The following is a 17,453-nucleotide window of genomic DNA, read 5'->3' as shown; positions in this document are numbered from 1 at the left end:
GGACCTGCTCCGAAGCCGGCGTCTCGTCGGGCTCGGACGAACAAGGATCCGGTGGGGTCGACTGTTCTGCGGTTCGTGAAGGCGGATGCGCCGGAGCTTCCGGATGACATCGAGTGGCATGCGCGGACTGTGGAGTGGTGGGGTATCTGGCAGCGTTCGGCGCAGGCCGATACGTTCACCGAATCCGACTGGAGCTTCCTCCTGGACACGGCGTTGATGCATCACGCGATGTGGTCGAAGGGGCAGTGGACGTTGGCGGCTGAGGTTCGGTTGCGGGTCGCGAAGTACGGAGCGACACCGGAGGATCGGGCTCGGCTGCGGATGGTGTTCGCGGATGCTGATGCGAAGGATGAGAAGCGTTCGTCGAAGGCTCCGTCGTCGCGTCAGACGTTCGGGCCGTTGAAGGCTGTCGATGGTGCCTGATGCCGTGGAGGCCATCCACCCCCGGTGAGGTTCCGACGCTGGGGTATTACGCGATCGATTGGATTCAGGACCATCTTGCTGCGCCTGATCGGGTGGAGTACGAACCGTATCTGTTGACGCGGGAGATGTCGGAGTTCATTCTTCGGTTCTACGAGTTACATCCGTTGTCGGGTGAGCGGATTTACCGTCGCGGAGTGTTGTCTAGAGCTCGCGGGTGGGGTAAGTCGCCGTTCCTGTCGTCGATTGCGATCCTGGAGGGTTTGGCGGACATCGTCCCGGATGGTTGGGATGCTGACGGTCAGCCTGTGGGGAAGCCTTGGTCGGCCGTACGGACGCCGTTGATTCAGGTTTCGGCGGTGTCGGAGAAGCAGACTCAGAACTCGTGGACTCCGTTGTTGGAGATGCTGCATGCGGACGCTCCGGTGTACGACGAGTATCCGGGGTTGGAGGCGTTGGCGGGGTTCGTGAATCTTCCTCACGGGAAGATCGAGCCGATTACGTCGTCGAGTTCGTCGGTGAAGGGCAACAAGGCGTGCTTCGCGATCATGGATCAGACGGAGGAGTGGAAGCCGTCGAACGGTGGCGTGAAGATGTACGAGACGATGAAGTCGAATGCCGCGAAGATCGGTGGTTCGTTCATCGAGACTCCGAATGCTTTCACTCCGGGTGATGAGTCGGTTGCTGAGCGGACTGCGAATGCGTGGGCTGCGATGGAAGAGGGCCGCGCGAAGAAGGACCGCGGCATCTTGTATGACCATCGTGAGGCGCCGCCGGAGACTGATCTTGCTGACGAGGTGTCGTTGACTGCGGGTTTGCGGTATGCGTATGGGGATTCGTCGGATCATCCTGACGGGTGTGTGCTGCATGATCCTCCGTGTGCTCCTGGCTGGTCTCCGTTGGAGTCGTTGAAGGCGACGATTTGGGACCCGGACACGCTTGTGCAGAAGGCGCTGTCGGATTTTCTGAATCAGATCACGCATGCGACGAATGCGTGGTTGTCGCAGCCTGAATGGTCGGCGTGTGCTGATCCAGGGAAGGTTGTCTCGGACAGGGAAGTCATCACCCTCGGGTTCGATGGTTCCCGTGGCCGGTTCAAGGGTAAACCCGATGCGACGGCACTGATCGCATGCCGGGTCAGCGATGGACATGTGTTTTCGGTGTTCGTTGATGAGGCTGACGACAATCCGAAGAAGTGGCCGGATTGGCAACCGAACATTGCCGCGTTGGAGGCTGCCATCACGCAGGCATTCCGGACGTACCAGGTGGCGGCGTTCTACGCGGACCCCGGTAAGGATTGGCGTTCTCACGTGAATCAGTGGGAAGCGAAGTGGGGTTCGAAGGTGTCGATCAAGTCGAATGCGAATCATCCGTTCGAGTGGTGGATGACCGGTGGCCGTTCGGGGTTGGTGCAGCGGGCGATCGAGCAGTTGGAAGGCGCTGTCCGGAATGTGGATATGACGCATGACGGTTCGTTCGCGTTGACGCGGCATGTGTTGAATGCTCGGCGGCGTTTGTCGGCGGGGAAGCTCGCGTTGGGTAAAGAGTCCGATTATTCGGCGAAGAAGATCGATGCGGCGGTGGCCGCGGTGTTGGCGTGGCAGGCCCGTTTGGATGCTGTCGCGAGGGGTGTTGGCCGCCGGCCGAGAAGAACTGCATACCGAGTGCGTTAGAAAGAAGGGGTGAGTCGTGCAGCGTAACCCCGAGAATGGCAGCCCTGAGTGGTGGTTGCAGTTTCTGATGCGTCGTTTCAATGAGCGGATCCCTGATTCGTTGCGGGATTCGTATTCTCGGGATGGTCGCCCGGTGACTCGCCGGGAACGGTTGGAGTTGCTGTGGGATTACCAGTCTGGACGTCCGCCGTTGCCGCAGGTGGCTGAGCAGTACAAGCCTGCGTTCGAGAAGGTGATGCGTAAAGCGCGCGCCAACTACGGCACGATGTGTGTCGGTGCGATGACGGACCGGTCGACGCTCAATGGTGTGTCGACGGCTGTCGATGACACACCGGATGGCGATGATGTGGCTCGCCGTATCCAGGAGGCGTCGAACTTCGCTGCTTTGCACAAGGATTTGCAGGCGTACTTGTTTTCGATGTCGGAAGCGTACGTGATGGTGATTCCGTCTGATGATCAGTCGGCGTTGCCGATCATGACGGCGGAGGACCCTCGATGGTGTATCGGCCAGCCGGATCCTCTGCGGCCGGGTAGGTTACAGGCGGCGTTGAAGTTCTACCGCGATGAGATCGCGGATCAGGATGTCGCGCTGCTGTTTCTGCCGGGGCGGAAGTACACGGCGCGTCGTGCGCCGGGTAAGACAGCGTTGAAGAACTTCGATATCTCCCAGTGGGAGTGGTCGGGGAACCCTGAGATGCTGCCGGAGATCAAGGATCTCGGCGGTATCCCGGTGGTGATGTTCGAGAACAAGATGGGGATGGGCGAGTTCGAGCCGCATCTTGATCTGCTGGATCGGATCATGGACACGATCCTGCAGCGCATTGTCATCACCTGGTATCAGAGTTTCCGTCAGCGCGCTGTGATTGGCGACTTCGACGATGCCGGCCCTGGTGCCGAGGTGGAGACCGGGTCGTTGATCGAGGAACTTCCCGATGATGCTGACCTGAGTGACATTTTGCAGGCGGACCCGGGCGCGTTGTGGAAACTTCCTGAGGGGTTCACGTTCTGGGAGTCCGGTCAGGCTGACTTGACGCCGGTGCTCAATTCTGTGCGTGACGATGTGAAGGAATTCGCGGCGGTCACATCGACTCCGCTGCACTTGATCACACCGGATGCTGCGAACGGTTCCGCTGAAGGTGCATCGTTGATGCGCGAATCATTGGAGGACAAGGTCGATGACCGTCAGGCTCGGATGACGCCGGGTTGGCTGAACGTGTTCCGATTGGCGTTCGCGTTCGCTGGTGAAGCTGACCGTATCGAGGGTCTGAAGCTGTTGTGGGCTCCTGTTCGCCGGCATTCTTTGGAAGCGCAGGCTTCTGCTGTGTCGCAGACGACTGGTGTGTTGTCGCGGCGCCGGCAGTTGATGCACATCATGGGTCTCTCGCCGACCGAGGTTGAGGAGAACCTGCAGGAATTGGTGGCGGACTCACTGTTGGATCTTGGCAATGACCAGTCCCGAACAGCGAATAGCTGACGCTCGCGCCTCCGCGGCTGCGATTTACGCTGCATCTCAGTTACGTCCTAGCCCGTTGGCGACTGTCGCTGGCCGGGTTACGAGTGCTGCGCAGTTGACGCAGGTTGTGGTGGATCGGGCGACGACGAGGGTCACGAGGCTGTGGCGTGAGGTGGACCCGTATGACGGGGTCCAGGTCGAGGCGTTCACGAAAGCTGCGGCGCAGGTGACTGTCGCGGCGCAGCAGCGGGTGGCGTTGATTCATACGGAGTCGCAGGTGCAGCAGTTGGCGTCGATGGGTATCGATGTTCAGGTTGCACCGGAGATACCGGTGGATGTGCGGCTCGCATCGCGGGTTGAAGTGCTCGAGGACATTGATTCTGCGCCTAGTGTGACGGTGGAGTATGCGGATTCGTCGGATGCGGGCTCGGTGTCGGTGACGGTCGATGCTGAGGATTCGACGACCGAGCAGGTGTTCAACCGCCCCGCCCGTGCCTATCGGTATCAACGTTCCGTCGATGTCGATGAGGAAACCGCCAACGACATAGCGGAGAAACGCATTGTCCGGATCATCGACGGTAACGCGATTCTGGCGCAGCGGATGGCAGAGGAACAGGTGTTGCAGGCTGCTGTCGATCTGGATGCGCCGATCATCGGGTGGCGTCGGATCATTCATCCGGAGATCGTCACGAAGACTGGCGTGTGTGGGTTATGTATTGCCGCTGCGACGCGCATGTACAGCATCGACGATCTGAAGCCGTTGCACGACAACTGCAATTGCACTGTTGCCGCTGTGACCGAGGATGAAGATCCGGGTCTCGAACTCAACGAAGAGGACCTCGCTGCACTGTACGAGGCTGCGGGGGCGGCTTCCGGTAAGGACCGGTCGACGTGGGCTGCGGATCTGAAGAAGACCCGCTACCGCACTGACGAGCACGGCGAACTTGGGCTGGTATTGAAGCCTGAGGCGGGCGAAGCAGTGAAACACTTCGCTGCGGATCTAGGCGGGGGCCGCACTCCAACTCGCGACGAGGCTGCATCTGGCGCTCGGCGTGACCAGGTTGCCGATCTCAAGTCATGGTTGGATGCCGAGGAATCCTACAATCAAGGCAAGCCAGCCGTGACGTTGTCAGAGGACGATGGCCGCGAACTCGGCGCAGCCGTATGGTTCGACTACGCGGACAAGCTGCCAGATCGGGAGCGTGCAGCCGTTCAGTTCTACACAGGCAACGGTTATGAGGACATCAACGAGCCGTTGCGTGATGGCAGCATTGGTGCCGATAGCGGAATCCTCGCAAAGGCGGCGCTCATTGATGAGGCTATCGAAAGCGCCCCACGCGTGCCCGGCAAAGTCATCGTTGGCCGTTCCGTCGCCGAGAAAGTCTTCGGGATCCCGCCGCGCGCTGGATACAAATTGGAAGAGAGCAACTGGCAGGACAGGCTCGATCACGCTGTAGCTCAAATCGGTAGGCCACTCCGCGACGACGGCTTCATGTCGACGGCGTTTCAATCGGAGGGTTTCCGAGTCGACTACAACGAGGCGCGGCTTCTCATCGAGGTGCCAGCCGGGGCGAAGGGCCTGTATGTGTCTGCGCACCCCAATGTGGGCGCTGAGCCGGATCCGCGGGGTCTCGCCAGTTACGGTCCAGAAGAGAACGAGTTGCTTCTAGGGCGCGGGGTAGAGTACGAAATTGTCGATGTATCCATGGATCCTGGAAACGGCGATCTTACGATCGCTTTGACTATCACTGGACAGTCACCGAAGAGCCTGGAGGAATACGATGGGTAGCCTCCGAGATTCCGCAGATTTCGGCGCATCCGACACCTCCAGTCAAAGCTATTACGGTTCGACTGCCGTGGGCGCGGGTAGGTGGATGCGGATCGACAGGATCGGGACGTTGTGGACCGATGACGGCAATGCTGTGCAGCTAGCGTTGGTGCCGGCAGCCGACCGTGATCGCGCGAACGCTGTCCGGAAAGAGCTGCATAGATTCGCCGCTGAGGGTGTCACCGCATCTACCGCATTCGACGCTCTCGTCTCCCGGTATGGGGCGTCGGTAACTGCCGGCGACTTGAGAGACATCCCCCGCATCTGATCTGCCCCCACAACCCCGCATGCCTAGCGCTGCGGGGTTTTTTGATGCCGAAAACTTCCCACAACGAGTGGGTTTGCCCGACATGGGCACCAAATTGATCCCGACAGGGGAGAAATCCACATGACTGACACATCCACATCCGAAGAGCAGACCACCGACACGGCGGTCGACGGATTCCCACCGAACACTCCGGTCGCCGATATGGATCCGGAGCAGCAGGTCGCGTACTGGAAGACCCACGCTCGCCGTCACGAGGACACAGTGAAATCACTCAAGGGTGGTCTCACTGCTACCGAGGCGCAGGAGCTGCGGGACAAACTGTCCGCGTTCGAGCAGGAGAAGCTGACCGAGCAGGAGAAGGCGGTCAACAAGGCCACCGAAGAAGCGAAGGCAGCAGCCCGAGCCGAAGCGGAAGCCGATCTCCTCCCGAAGCTCCGCGAAATGCAGGTCCGTTCCTACGCGGCGAGCGTCCTGTCCAAGGACCAACTCGCTGCATGGCTCCCGACCACCAATCTCGCGTACTTCGTCGGCGATACGGGCGATGTGGATGAAGAGAAGGTCATGGGTGCGCTGACCGCGATGTTCGGCGCACCCGACACCCAGCGCCAGCGGGACTGGGGACAGTACCGCACCGGTGACCGGAAAGAGGTTCCCGGCGAGTCCGGGCGTGCGGAAGCCGAACGCCGTTTCGGCACCAAGTAACCCAAACAACTCCCTGAAAGGGATCTCACATGACTGATATTTCGGTGACAAGCACCGGGTACCAGGTCGAGAACCGGTCGTGGCTCATCAGCGCGCACGGAACCGACCCGGGTGCCAACCCGTCCGTGACACTCGACATCACGAAGTTCACTGCGGGCACGCACTTCCCGAACGGCTACATCCCCTCGGGGATCGCCCTCGGGAAGGTGACTGCAACCGGCCTGTACGGGCCTTACGACAACGCCGCTACCGATGGCCGCGAGACCGCAGCAGGTTTCCTGTTCTCCACCCTCGGAGTCCGTACCGGGCAGACGAAGGTCGGCGGCGCGCTCGTCGTCCACGGATTCGTCCGAGAGTCGAAGCTGCCGTTCACCATCGACGCGGCCGGCAAGACCGACCTCAAATCCATCACCCTTTCCTGACTAGGAGCTGAACATGGCTATATTCTTCGACGCTCCGGTCAGCCCGGAAGATGTCACCACTTTCACACGGAACGTGCCTCTGCCTGCGGGCAACAAGCTGTCGGCATTGTTCCCTCGGGTCGAGAAAGACTCGAACACCTACGATTTCGCGGAGATCATCCGCACGAACCGGACTGCGAAGTACCGGTCGTTCGACGGACGCATCCATGTGTCCGAGCGCGACGTCGGTTCGGAGAAGCGAGTGAAGCTCGCTCCGCTGTCGTCGTCCATCGGGATGGGCGAGTACGAGCGCCTGCAGGTCGAATTCGCGAAGACCGGTGGCACGAACCAGCGCGCGCTGGTCGCATCGATCTACAACGATGCCGAAAACCTCACCAACGAGGTGCTGAACCGTATGGAGTTGGCTTGGGGTGACGTCCTGACGGACGGCAAGCTCACCATCTCCGAGGGCGGTCTGGTCACTGAAGCCGACTACGGCCTGCCGGCGAATCACAGCGTGTCTGCGGCTACGTCGTGGGCGACTGTCGCGACGGCGCAGGCATTGTCGGAAATCGTGTCGTGGGTCGATACCTACGTCGACACGAACGGCACCAAGCCGGGGTCGATCCTCACGTCGCTGAAGGTGCAGCGTTTGCTGCTGAAGAACAAGGAAATCATCGACGCGGTCTACGGTTCCACGCAGGGTCGCACCCATGTGACCCTCCCGGATCTGAACACGCTTCTCTCGTCCGAGGGTCTGCCGACGATCTTGGACACCTACGACACCAAACTGGATGTCGACGGAACCTCCACCCGCGTCATTGCAGACGACAAGGTGCTGTTCCTCCCTGACAATCTCGGGGATCTTGGTGAAACCGTCTACGGTCTCACCGCGACAGCGCTCGAGCTCGTCAATTCGGCGCAGGCCGACCTGTCGTTCGAGAATGCACCGGGCATCGTCGGTGTCGTCGTGAAGGACGGTCCTCCGTTCCGCCAGTGGACGTACGTCGATGCGGTCGGGCAGCCAGTCCTGAAGGACGCGAAGAAGCTGTTCGTCGCGGACGTCATCGCCTGATGGCTCTCATCGCGTTCGTTCACGTCGCTGACGAGAACGGGACTGCGCATGTCTTCGGCCCTGGCGATTCCGTCCCTGAGTGGGCGCGGAAGAAGATCACCAATCCGACCGTGTGGGACGGTGAATCCACCAAGGTGGAAGTGCCTCCGCAGGCAGGGCCGAAGGGTGGCCGCGACAAGTGGGCAGCTTACGCCGCCGCCAACGGTGTCGCAGCCGATGCTGAGTGGAAGCGCGACGACATCATCGAGGCGTTGGAAGCTCGCGGGATCCCGGTGGTCTGATGGGCTTCTTCGCGGTGTTCGAGGATGTCGAGAACAGCTTCGAAGGCACCGTTCCGGATTCACTGCGGTCGTACGTGGAGACGAAGATAGATGAGGCGGAGACGCTTCTGAAGACACTGGTCCCGGGGTTGCGGGACATCATGGTGGTCACGGAGTTGCAGAAGGCGAATGCTCGCCGTTTGATCTGCGCTGCTGTACTCCGCGTGTTCCGTAACCCGACTGGTGTGCAGTCGCAAACGTCCGGTCCGTGGTCGATGACATTGTCGGTGGACAATGCCACCGGCAGTCTGGGTTTCACGGATGAGGAGTTGTCGATCTTCCGATCCCGTTCGAGGAAGCGCATCGGAATGGTGGGCGTTCGTCGCCCGTGGTACACGTGATGCCATTCGGGGAGACAGTGACGGTGCTACGTCGACCCCCTCGCAACAAGGTCGGCGACGCTGCATTCGACGTCCACCACAGTATCGCAGGCGTCGGTATCGACTGGTCCGCTACGGATGAACCGAACTCTGGGAACTCGAACGCGGACAACAACCGTGAAGCAGTCGTCACCGATGTGATTCTGTACTGCGCGCGCGGTGTCGACGTCCTGTCGTCGGATCGTATCGAGCTCCCGGACGGTGACGTGTATCGAGTCGTCGGTAAACCGCTCCCCGGCGATTCCCCCCTGACGGGGTGGAAGCCGGGTGTCCGAGTCAAGTTGCAGCGAATCGAGGGGTAATGCCTGGCTCTCCTCGCGACTGGCACTACGAGCCGAATCATTCGATCGTCAACGGTATGGGTGCGTATCTTCGTGGCCCGGACTTGCGGTCGATGATGCGGGAGTACGGCGAGATCGGGTTGGCGATGTACCGCGAGAACGCGATCAAGCGTTCAGGTTTGAATGCCCGGTCGTCTCGTAGTTACACGGAGATCGGTGGGGCGAAGAACGATCGCTGGACGGCTGTGGTGTTGGCGTATGGCCCGTATGCCGCGGCCCGTGAATTCGGTAACTCGCGGAATGGTCCGGAGTCGAACTTGCGGTCGATCATCCCGAAGTTGGAGGAGCTCGAATGGTGAGTTTCCCCGACGTGGAATTGGTGCTGCTGTCACTGCTCGACGAGTTCGGATACACCTGCACGTTCCTTCCTGATGACAAGGACCCGGTGTCGGGTCTGCCGATGTGGAAGACCTTGCTGCCGGTGATCGCGGTCAACCGGGTCGGCGGTGGGACGGATGGCATCACCGACCGGCCGTTGGTGCAGGTCGGGGTATTCGCTGATACCCGCCAGCAGGCGTGGTCTGTCTCCGGTCAGTGCAGGAACAAGATCCTGGCGTCCGGTGGCACACGAGTCGATGGGGTGTTGGTCGACTCTGCGCGTGAATCTCAAGGTGTCCAACAGTTCCCGGATCTGAATCCGGACAACAAGTTCGTGGCATCGACTTTTCAGTTGTCGTTCAGGCGTGTGTTCGCCTGAGCGTTTTCAACCGCTCCCCAAGTGGGCGGTCATTTGTTCTGCCCACATGAAACGGAGAAATCATGGCAACATTCGATACAACTGCGGACTACCGCGACGAGCTCGTTCGGAAGGTCCTCGCTGGCGCGGTCATCGTCGCCGACTCCAGCGTCTCCCTCCCCGCGACACTCACCTCGGGGGCATCGTCGGAACTCGTCGCTTTCACGGACTTCGAGTCCCTCGGCCGCATCTCCGACGCCGGCCTCACCGCCTCTGCTGACACAGAGTCCTCGGGTGTCCCCGGGTGGGGTGCGTTGGAGGACGTTCGTACCGACATCATCCGCCGCACTTCGACGTTCTCGTTCACCTGCCTCGAAACCCGCAAGTCCGTGATGCAGTTGTACTACAACGTCGACCTCGACTCCGTGACCGCTGACTCGACCACGGGCGAGTTCTCGTTCACCGAGTCGACGAAGCCCGACACCCGCTACCAGCGGATGGTCCTCCTCGGTATCGACGGGGAGGGCGCAGATCAGAAGATCATCGCCCGGTTCCTACCGCGGGCCACGGTGTCGGAGGTGTCCGAGCAGACGTGGTCGACGGAGGATGCTCTCGCGTACCAGATGACGGTGACCGCGAAGATCGACTCGGTCCTGGGTTACTCGGTGAAGCACCTGTACGGCGGCGCCGGCATCAAGGCTCTCGGTACCCGGATGGGCTTCGCTTCCTGATACGTCGGCCGGCGCCTGGTCCTCCCCGGCGGGCGTCGGCCGACTCACCACCGGGGAGCAGCAGAAGGAGTACGTCATGTCGTTCAAAGCAGTCACATTGGTGGCGCCTGATGGCCGCGAGTACACCACCGATTCCGCCGTCGAGTTCAACAACCTGACGAACAAGGGTTACCGGCCGAAGGCAAATATCAAGCCCGAAACCGTCTTGGCGCGCGCCGCGGAAACCAAGTCCGACAGCAAGTAACACCACTACCGGGGAGTAAAACTCATGGTTACGAAGAACAATTTCAAGAAGTCTCGATTCGCGACGATGCGCGACGAAGCATTGAAGGGCTACAAGGACCCCGAGCCGTATGTGATCGACGAGGTCGATCCGCCAATCGTCATCAACATCCCTGCCACGTACGAGGATCTGAAGAAGATGGCGGCCATCCAGGACGACGTCGAGGACGAAAAAGATCCGGACGCGGTACCGATGGCCGTACTGAAACATCTCTGCGCCGATGGCGATTTCGATCGACTGACGCAGGTCATCGACAAATGGCCACCGCGTCTGGTGAAGGCGACGTTCGACGACATCTTCGACTACTTCTCCGAGGTCCACAACTGGGATGGCTCGGTCGATGTCGAGGGAAAAGACTAGGTCTCGTCCAACTGATCGAGAAGTACGGTGAGGAAATCGAGTGTGATCTGCAGACCTTCCGGAATGTGGACTTGCTCGATTTCTTTCGTGGGCGTCGGCCGTGGGGGCAGTTCTACCGTTTCGTGAAGCATCTTCCGCAGGACGGGAAGTTCAAGGCCGCGCAGGCCGCAGACCCTGAATTGGCGCGGGCGATAGCTGACAGTCCGAAAAAGGATAGGCCACCGTTGCCGACCACCGAGGGATACGACCTTCCTACTCGAGTGCAGATCGCGACGTTCAACATGCTGAAGGTTCTCGACTGGCATCTGTTGCGGGTCAACGGAAATAAGACCCCCAGACCGCAGCTATGGACGGTGCCGGCGACTGCTTTGGATCGCGAATTGTCATTCCGCTCGAAGACGACAGTTGACCGTGTTCTGGCCGAACTGGGTGTGAAGAACTGAAGAAGTGAGGTGCCGTGGCTACCACGTACAACGCCGGATCGGCATCCATCCGTATTGCTCCGGACCTCTCGAATTTCCACAAGAGGGTCAAGCAGCAGCTCCGCGCTGAACGGTTCGAAGCACCGGTTGTTGTGGTGCCTGACATGTCGAAGTTCGCGCAAAAGCTGGAAGCGGATCTCGGTCGTGTTCGGGCGACGCTCGGCGTAAGGATTCGACCGGATTTTACGGGTTTTCGTACTGCGCTGCGTTCGCATCTGCAGGCCGAAGGCGGCGGGAATGTCGAAGTTCCCCTCAAGCTCGACTTGACGCAGGCTCGTGCTCAGCTAGACGCGTTTCGTATCGAAGCCCGAGTGCCGATCACGACCCGCTTGAACTTGGACGTGACCGGCGCTCTCGCGCAATTGGCTGCGGTGCGTGCTGCAGCGGAGGGTATTGGTGACACGACCCGCGGCTTGAACGGATCGGGGAGTGGGCGTAACAATCTGCCTGGGTTGCGTGGCGGCCCAATCCGCCGCATCCGTCTGCAGTTGGAGTTGGATCGGGCGAGTGTTGTTCGGGCGCAGGCCGAGTTGGACGCTGCGACAGAGCAGTTGGCTCGGTCCCGTCGCGCGGGTGTGGATGCGGCTGACCGGGTGCGGATCGCAGAGGAACGCCTCCGGGAAATCCAGCAGTCTTCGTCTGCTTCGTCGTCGAGGTTGACGCAGGCGCAGGTCAATCTGACGCGCGCGCAGCGGACACTAGCGGATGAGACTGCCCGTAGTTCGAGGCTGTTCGATCAGCAGCGTGACGCGCACAACCGGTTGACGCGTGCGCAACGTGATCAGGGTGCAGCATCAAATCTGATACGCGCTGGCCTGGGCGGCATCGCTGAGATGGCAATGAATCTCGGGAGCAGCCTGACGCGAGTGGTGTCGCCGGCGTCGGCTGTGACGGTCGCGTTGTTGGCATTGGCCGCTGTGAACATTGTTCCGTTGATTGGGCAGTTGTCGCAGGCGTTGGGTGTGATCTCCCTTCTTCCGGCTGTGGCGGCGTCGGCGGCCGCGGCGATCGCAACGATCGTCATCGGCTCCACCGGTGTCATCGACGCGTTCAAAGCGGGCACCAAAGCTGCGGAGGATGCGGACAAGGATGCTGCTGCGGCCTCGAAAGCTGCGACGCAGGAAGCGAAAGCCCGTGCTGCCGCAGCCAAGGGTGTCGAGTCGGCGCAGCGCGGTGTCGAATCTGCGGTGAAGGGTGTGGAGCGCGCCGAGCAGGGCGTGGTCAAGGCTGAGCGTAGCGTCCAGGACGCGCAGAAGGCTTCTCTGCGGGCTCAGCAGTCGTTGACTGATGCCCGGAAGGATGCGCAGGAGCAGATCGAGGATCTGAATCTCGCGTTGAAGGGCTCGAGCCTGGACGAGCGTGACGCGGAGTTGTCTCTGCGTCGGGCGCAGCAGCGTCTCGCGGAGCTCGGCAAGGACGGGCAGCCGGTCACGGCCCTCGATTTCGAGGAAGCGTATCTCGGGGTCGATCAGGCGAAGCAGCGCATCGATGAGGTGCGTGAGCGTAACGCGGACTTGCGGGAGGAAACCGACAAAGCCAACCGGGCTGGTGTCGAGGGTTCCGCGCAGGTCATCGATGCGCAGGATGCTGTCGCTGATGCTGGTTTGCGGGTCATCGACTCGAAGCAGGCTGTGGTGGAGGCGAACGATGGTGTCGCTGAGGCGCAGCGGAACCTGGTCGACTCCCATGAGCGTTTGGTCGAAGCGCAAGCTGTGGTCGTCGAGACGCAGAATGCGGCGACTACATCGGCGGATAAGTACCGTGAGGCATTGGCGAATCTGTCGCCGAACGCGCGGCAGTTCGTTGAGGACACCCGCGATCTCGGTGGGGCGTGGAGTGATCTTCGGCTGCAGGTGCAGGACAACCTGTTCGAGGGTATGGGGTCGTCGATCACCGACCTCGCGAACAACTACTTCCCGATCCTGAAGGACGGTTTGGGTGGTATCGCTACCGAACTGAATGGTGGCCTCAGGCGCGCCATCGAAGACTTGAACACCGAGTCGGTGAAGCTGGATTGGTCGAACATTCTCGACAATACGCGGCTGGCGATCGGCCCGTTCATGGATGGTTTGTCGTCTCTGACGGGTGCGTTGACGAACATCGCGTCGATCGGTTCGGATTTCCTTCCGGGTGGCGCTGAGTCGTTCGCAGAGACGATGCAGGGCTTCGAGGATTGGACGGAGTCCGAGGAGGGGCAGCAGCGGATCCGGACGTTCATGCAGGATTCGATCACCGCGCTGAAGGAGATCAAGGATCTTTTCCTGGCGATCGGTGATGTGATCGGCGGGCTGTTCTCGACGTCGGAGGACAACGGTAAGTCGATGATTCAGTCAATGACGGACTCGTTGAACGAGTTCGCGGACTGGATGGACACCGAAGAGGGCAAGCAGAGGATGGAGCAGTTCTGGGATGACGCCCAGCAGACTGCGAAGGATCTTCTGAAGCTCACCGGTGAGGCGATCAAACTCGCCGACAAAGTCGCTGGATTGACGGGCAGCACCTTCGGTCTCCGTCAGCCGGGCACTGCGGATGCCCCGAAGGTTGACGCCGCCGGTGAAGACATCGGTTCCGGTGGTCAGCAGATCAAGTTCCGCGCGGGGATCTTCCCTGGCGTCGAGGAAGGGTCCATCGGCGACAAGACGTTCAGTTTCTTCGGGCGTCTCGACGACTTCTTCGCAGGCGACTCATGGGGGTTCCTCAACGCCGAAGCAGGCGAGTCCCCGTTCCAGGCGTCTGTTCGGCAGGCTGGTGAAGCGTTCGACGGGCTGAAGCAGAAGGCTGCGGAGCTCGCAGGCGGGTTCGTCACGAACATTTCCGAGACCGCGTACGACGCCTGGAATGGACTGTCGAGCACGATCTCCGACAAGTGGAACAACAACATTTCCCCCGCCATCGAGGCGTTCAAGACCGGTGGCCTCGGCGGGTTGGCGGACTACTTCACCGACAAGATCACCAATGGTGCGATCCCGACGTTCGGTGAACTCCCCGGCGCTATCGGCGGTGTCATCGGCGATATCGTCTCGAACGTTTTCCCGGGCTTGACGACCGCGCTGGCGGGGGTGCAGTCGTTCTTCGGGACTGTGGTCGACGGTATCGGCAGCAAGTGGAACCAGTTGAAGGAACTCGCCGCTGCGCCGATCAACTGGATCATCGACACTGTCATCAACGGCGGCTTGAAGTCGGCGTGGAATGCGCTCGAAGGTGTCATCCCCGGCCTGCCGAAATGGGAAGCGAACATCCCGCGCATCGAATTCGGTGGCGCAGGCATGGGACCGGCAGGCAACAAGGAAGCTGTTCAACGCTTCGCGACCGGTGGTCATGTCCGCGGCGCTGGCGGGCCGACCGATGATCGTGTCCCGGCGATGCTGTCGAACGGCGAGTATGTCGTCAAAGCGTCCGCGGTGAAGAAGATCGGCGTCGAGAACCTCGACAGGTTGAACAACAACCCGTTGGTGGCGAAGGGCAAAGTCCTCGCTGAGGGAATGTTCTCCGGGTTGCGGATGGCGACCGGTGGTTCCGTCGACGAAGCTATCGACCGGGCGAAGAAGTTCATGTCCGGTGAGCACGGTAAGCCGTATCAGTACGGCGGTGTCGGTGATCCGTCATGGGACTGCTCCGGTTTGTGGTCGGGCATCGTCCATGAATTGTCGGGTCGTAGTGCCCGTTCGGGGAGATTGTTCAACACCGAGTCGGATTTCGAGTCGATGGGTTGGAAGCCTGGTCTCGATGGCCGGGTGACGATCGGTATCGCTCGTGGTGGTGGCGGCCCGAATTCGCACATGGCGGGCACGATCGATGGGACGAACGCGGAGTCGTCGGGCACCAATGGTGTTCAGTGGGGTGGCGCGGCGATCGGCTCCGATCATTCATCGTTCGGGCTGCAGTACACGTTGCAGGAGTTGGCGGGCGAGTTCGTCTCCGGTGGCATGGGATCCGGCGGTGGCGGTGGGGGAGGTTCACTGCGTTCGTTCCTGGCGGACAAGGTGGCTGATCTGCTGCAGAAGCCGATGGATGCGATCGGGTCATCGATTCCGAACTTCGGGTCGTCGATGATCGGGCAGCTCCCGCGGGCGGCGTTCAATGCGATCTCGAAGGCTGCGGTCGACTTCGTGAAGTCGAAGATCGGCGGTTCCGTTTCCGGTCGCGCTACGGCTGCTGAGTTCCCGTACGACGCATCTGCGGGTGTCGAGCAGTGGGATGCGAACATCCGTGCCGCTCTGGCTCGTGAGGGCTTCGAGGTCAACGACCGGAACGTGAATCTGACGAAAGCTCAGATCATGACAGAGTCGTCAGGCAACCCGAATGCTGTTCAGCAGGTCCAGGATGTGAACTCGGGCGGCAACGAGGCTGTCGGGTTGATGCAGGTCATCCCGACGACATTCGATGCCTACCGGAACCCGGACCTGCCGAATGACCGGACGAACCCTGATGCGTCACTGTCTGCCGCGCTGCGGTGGTACAGGTCGCGGTACGGCAACGATCTCGGGCAGATGTGGGGCCAAGGCCACGGGTACGCGAACGGTGGCATCATCCCCGGATACACCCCCGGCAGGGACAAGTTCCAGGTCGGAGTGTCCGGCGGCGAGGCGATCATGCGCCCGGAGTGGACGCGTGCAGTCGGCCCGAACTACGTCAACAGCATGAACGCGTTGGCGAAGAAGGGCGGCGTCGACAGTATCCGGAACGCAATGTTCCAGGGATTCGCGGCCGGCGGCATCGTCGACCCGAACGAATACCTCCGGAACCGTCTCACGCAGTACGGCTCCGAGGTCGCGGGGATCGCGAAGTCCGCTATCCCCGAGATCCTCGGCATCTCCGGCACGCCATTGGATTTGACGAACAATCGGTATGTCGATGCTGCGATGCAGATCGGGTCCGCGGTGCAGGGCGGAATCACTGCAGCAACTGCACCCAACTACGGATCACCCACCGCCCCGAACATGTCGAGAAGTGTCGACTCGGTGCTCGAGGACGGCGCCCGGGTGATCCAGCAACACACTCATTTCCACGTCTCGAACATCGACGAGGCGTTCCGCAGGCACACCGTCGAGCAGCAACGGCAGGCCCTGACATTCAAGTAGGTGACTGTGGGAAACATTCCGGCGATTGTCGAGCTCGAAGGTGTGAACGGGGATTGGTTCGTCTGGTCCGGCCAGGGGTTCGGTGAGCAAGGAAGCCACCTCGGAACTGGCGTGAAGGGGATTTATGACGCCCCGGTGAAGCCGATTTACCACGAGCATGCGTTCCAGGAAGGCGCCACCTACGGCGGGAAGCGTTACCTGAAACGCGATCTCGTGTTCGGGGTGTGGGTCACAGACGACAACGGTGACTCGTGGGCGGAGAACGATTCACGGTTGCGGAAGGCGTTGTCGTATGACGACGAGTTCAAGCTGTGGATCACCGATCCGGTCAGCGGGTCTCGACGGTATCTGAAGCTGAGGTTGGCGCAGGAGCCGGACGTGCAGATGGAGGACAACGATCCCCGTCTACTGGGTCGTGCGCAAGTGATTCTGACGTGCACGGCTGCGGATCCGTGGTGGTACGACGAGGACGACTACACCGATGAGTGGGAGTCCACTCGGGTGACGGCGGCTGGTGATTTCGAGGTGGGTTCGGTGATCATCTCGAATCCGTGTGATCACGAGGTGTATCCGGAGTGGCTATTGGAGGCGCCGGGAGTTCCTCGTCTGCCTGATTATTCGTGGGGCGACAAGCGGCACAACGGGTACGGCACGAACGGGTATTTCGATGCGGCGAAGGTGTATGCCTCGCGGCGCATCGTGATGGCGGAGTTGCTGCCGGGTGGGCCTCCGGGGATTCCGGGTGCCGATTATTCGGTGCGTGTCGAGACTCGGCCGGATGCCCGCCTCGGCGGCTATCAGTCGCACGATCAGACGTACAAGCAGCGGATGAAGATGGTCCGTTTCCTGTATCCGATACCGCCGTACACGGAACCCACTGAGGTTGCGGTGTCGATGTCGAAAGCACCTGCCGGGACTCGTATTCAGCTTCGCATGCCGCGGCCGTGGTCGCGGCCTTGGGGACTCGAAAACTAGAGGG

General features: G+C 61.0%; 18 protein-coding genes. All 18 read left to right on the top strand.

Translation table 11 applies throughout. The annotated features are described in order from the left end of the window. Positions 1 to 51: 51 nt before the first annotated feature. The 18 genes from ACFULT_RS26380 to ACFULT_RS26295 all read left to right on the top strand — a co-directional run bounded on the left by ACFULT_RS26380 (position 52) and on the right by ACFULT_RS26295 (position 17,449). Entirely contained in the window at positions 52 to 423 is a 372-nt protein-coding gene (locus ACFULT_RS26380) for a hypothetical protein (protein WP_378482987.1), read from the top strand. Between the two features lie 584 nt (positions 424 to 1,007). Beyond that, positions 1,008 to 2,093: a hypothetical protein gene (locus tag ACFULT_RS26375; protein WP_378482986.1), complete on the top strand. Its 1,086-nt coding sequence runs from the start codon at positions 1,008 to 1,010 to the stop codon at positions 2,091 to 2,093. Positions 2,094 to 2,109: 16 nt separating this feature from the next. Continuing rightward, positions 2,110 to 3,567 carry a phage portal protein gene (locus ACFULT_RS26370; protein WP_378482985.1) on the top strand — a complete coding sequence of 486 codons (1,458 nt, stop codon included), beginning with the start codon at positions 2,110 to 2,112 and terminating at the stop codon, positions 3,565 to 3,567. Between the two features lie 94 nt (positions 3,568 to 3,661). Continuing rightward, the gene (locus tag ACFULT_RS26365) at positions 3,662 to 5,335 is read left to right on the top strand and encodes an ADP-ribosyltransferase (RefSeq protein WP_378482984.1); all 1,674 of its coding nucleotides are present in this window, start codon (positions 3,662 to 3,664) and stop codon (positions 5,333 to 5,335) included. A 427-nt stretch (positions 5,336 to 5,762) separates the two neighbouring features. Then, on the top strand, positions 5,763 to 6,344 hold the full coding sequence (locus ACFULT_RS26360) for a hypothetical protein (protein WP_378482983.1): 582 nt from the start codon (positions 5,763 to 5,765) through the stop codon (positions 6,342 to 6,344). 29 nt (positions 6,345 to 6,373) lie between these two features. Continuing rightward, positions 6,374 to 6,766 carry a head decoration protein gene (locus ACFULT_RS26355; RefSeq protein WP_378482982.1) on the top strand — a complete coding sequence of 131 codons (393 nt, stop codon included), beginning with the start codon at positions 6,374 to 6,376 and terminating at the stop codon, positions 6,764 to 6,766. Positions 6,767 to 6,779: 13 nt separating this feature from the next. Then, positions 6,780 to 7,820 (top strand): major capsid protein, encoded by a 1,041-nt coding sequence (locus ACFULT_RS26350; RefSeq protein ID WP_378482981.1) that lies wholly within the window; start codon positions 6,780 to 6,782, stop codon positions 7,818 to 7,820. Next, positions 7,820 to 8,101 (top strand): hypothetical protein, encoded by a 282-nt coding sequence (locus ACFULT_RS26345; RefSeq protein ID WP_378482980.1) that lies wholly within the window; start codon positions 7,820 to 7,822, stop codon positions 8,099 to 8,101. Before ACFULT_RS26350 ends, ACFULT_RS26345 begins: the two co-directional genes overlap by 1 nt. Continuing rightward, complete coding sequence (locus ACFULT_RS26340) at positions 8,101 to 8,481, top strand: Gp19/Gp15/Gp42 family protein (protein WP_378482979.1); 381 nt, start codon at positions 8,101 to 8,103, stop codon at positions 8,479 to 8,481. Before ACFULT_RS26345 ends, ACFULT_RS26340 begins: the two co-directional genes overlap by 1 nt. 17 nt (positions 8,482 to 8,498) lie before the next feature. Next, the gene (locus tag ACFULT_RS26335; RefSeq protein WP_378482978.1) at positions 8,499 to 8,822 is read left to right on the top strand and encodes a hypothetical protein; all 324 of its coding nucleotides are present in this window, start codon (positions 8,499 to 8,501) and stop codon (positions 8,820 to 8,822) included. Further along, positions 8,822 to 9,160: a hypothetical protein gene (locus ACFULT_RS26330; protein ID WP_378482977.1), complete on the top strand. Its 339-nt coding sequence runs from the start codon at positions 8,822 to 8,824 to the stop codon at positions 9,158 to 9,160. The genes ACFULT_RS26335 and ACFULT_RS26330 overlap by 1 nt, the downstream gene beginning before the upstream one ends. After that, positions 9,154 to 9,558: a hypothetical protein gene (locus ACFULT_RS26325; RefSeq protein WP_378482976.1), complete on the top strand. Its 405-nt coding sequence runs from the start codon at positions 9,154 to 9,156 to the stop codon at positions 9,556 to 9,558. The genes ACFULT_RS26330 and ACFULT_RS26325 overlap by 7 nt, the downstream gene beginning before the upstream one ends. A 62-nt stretch (positions 9,559 to 9,620) precedes the next feature. Then, complete coding sequence (locus ACFULT_RS26320) at positions 9,621 to 10,268, top strand: hypothetical protein (protein WP_378482975.1); 648 nt, start codon at positions 9,621 to 9,623, stop codon at positions 10,266 to 10,268. Positions 10,269 to 10,344: 76 nt separating this feature from the next. After that, entirely contained in the window at positions 10,345 to 10,512 is a 168-nt protein-coding gene (locus ACFULT_RS26315; protein WP_378482974.1) for a hypothetical protein, read from the top strand. A gap of 24 nt (positions 10,513 to 10,536) precedes the next feature. After that, positions 10,537 to 10,911 carry a hypothetical protein gene (locus ACFULT_RS26310; protein WP_378482973.1) on the top strand — a complete coding sequence of 125 codons (375 nt, stop codon included), beginning with the start codon at positions 10,537 to 10,539 and terminating at the stop codon, positions 10,909 to 10,911. 65 nt (positions 10,912 to 10,976) lie between these two features. Beyond that, positions 10,977 to 11,354 (top strand): hypothetical protein, encoded by a 378-nt coding sequence (locus ACFULT_RS26305; protein ID WP_378482972.1) that lies wholly within the window; start codon positions 10,977 to 10,979, stop codon positions 11,352 to 11,354. Positions 11,355 to 11,368: 14 nt separating this feature from the next. Continuing rightward, the gene (locus tag ACFULT_RS26300) at positions 11,369 to 16,474 is read left to right on the top strand and encodes a transglycosylase SLT domain-containing protein (RefSeq protein ID WP_378482971.1); all 5,106 of its coding nucleotides are present in this window, start codon (positions 11,369 to 11,371) and stop codon (positions 16,472 to 16,474) included. After that, entirely contained in the window at positions 16,475 to 17,449 is a 975-nt protein-coding gene (locus ACFULT_RS26295) for a phage tail protein (protein ID WP_378482970.1), read from the top strand. Positions 17,450 to 17,453: the final 4 nt, after the last annotated feature.

Origin of the sequence: Rhodococcus sp. NPDC057297, assembly GCF_042667435.1 — a bacterium.
Taxonomy (GTDB): Bacteria; Actinomycetota; Actinomycetes; order Mycobacteriales; family Mycobacteriaceae; genus Rhodococcoides.
The sequence above is the reverse complement of the archived record's forward strand: the minus strand, read 5'-3'. Positions and strand labels throughout refer to the sequence as shown.

Bases quoted from the DNA above. Each gene is read 5' to 3' on its own strand.
- ACFULT_RS26360 (WP_378482983.1), top strand. From the start codon at position 5,763: ATGACTGACACATCCACATCCGAAGAGCAGACCACCGACACGGCGGTC.
- ACFULT_RS26355 (WP_378482982.1), top strand. From the start codon at position 6,374: ATGACTGATATTTCGGTGACAAGCACCGGGTACCAGGTCGAGAACCGG.
- ACFULT_RS26350 (WP_378482981.1), top strand. From the start codon at position 6,780: ATGGCTATATTCTTCGACGCTCCGGTCAGCCCGGAAGATGTCACCACT.
- ACFULT_RS26345 (WP_378482980.1), top strand. From the start codon at position 7,820: ATGGCTCTCATCGCGTTCGTTCACGTCGCTGACGAGAACGGGACTGCG.
- ACFULT_RS26340 (WP_378482979.1), top strand. From the start codon at position 8,101: ATGGGCTTCTTCGCGGTGTTCGAGGATGTCGAGAACAGCTTCGAAGGC.
- ACFULT_RS26330 (WP_378482977.1), top strand. From the start codon at position 8,822: ATGCCTGGCTCTCCTCGCGACTGGCACTACGAGCCGAATCATTCGATC.
- ACFULT_RS26325 (WP_378482976.1), top strand. From the start codon at position 9,154: ATGGTGAGTTTCCCCGACGTGGAATTGGTGCTGCTGTCACTGCTCGAC.
- ACFULT_RS26320 (WP_378482975.1), top strand. From the start codon at position 9,621: ATGGCAACATTCGATACAACTGCGGACTACCGCGACGAGCTCGTTCGG.
- ACFULT_RS26315 (WP_378482974.1), top strand. From the start codon at position 10,345: ATGTCGTTCAAAGCAGTCACATTGGTGGCGCCTGATGGCCGCGAGTAC.
- ACFULT_RS26310 (WP_378482973.1), top strand. From the start codon at position 10,537: ATGGTTACGAAGAACAATTTCAAGAAGTCTCGATTCGCGACGATGCGC.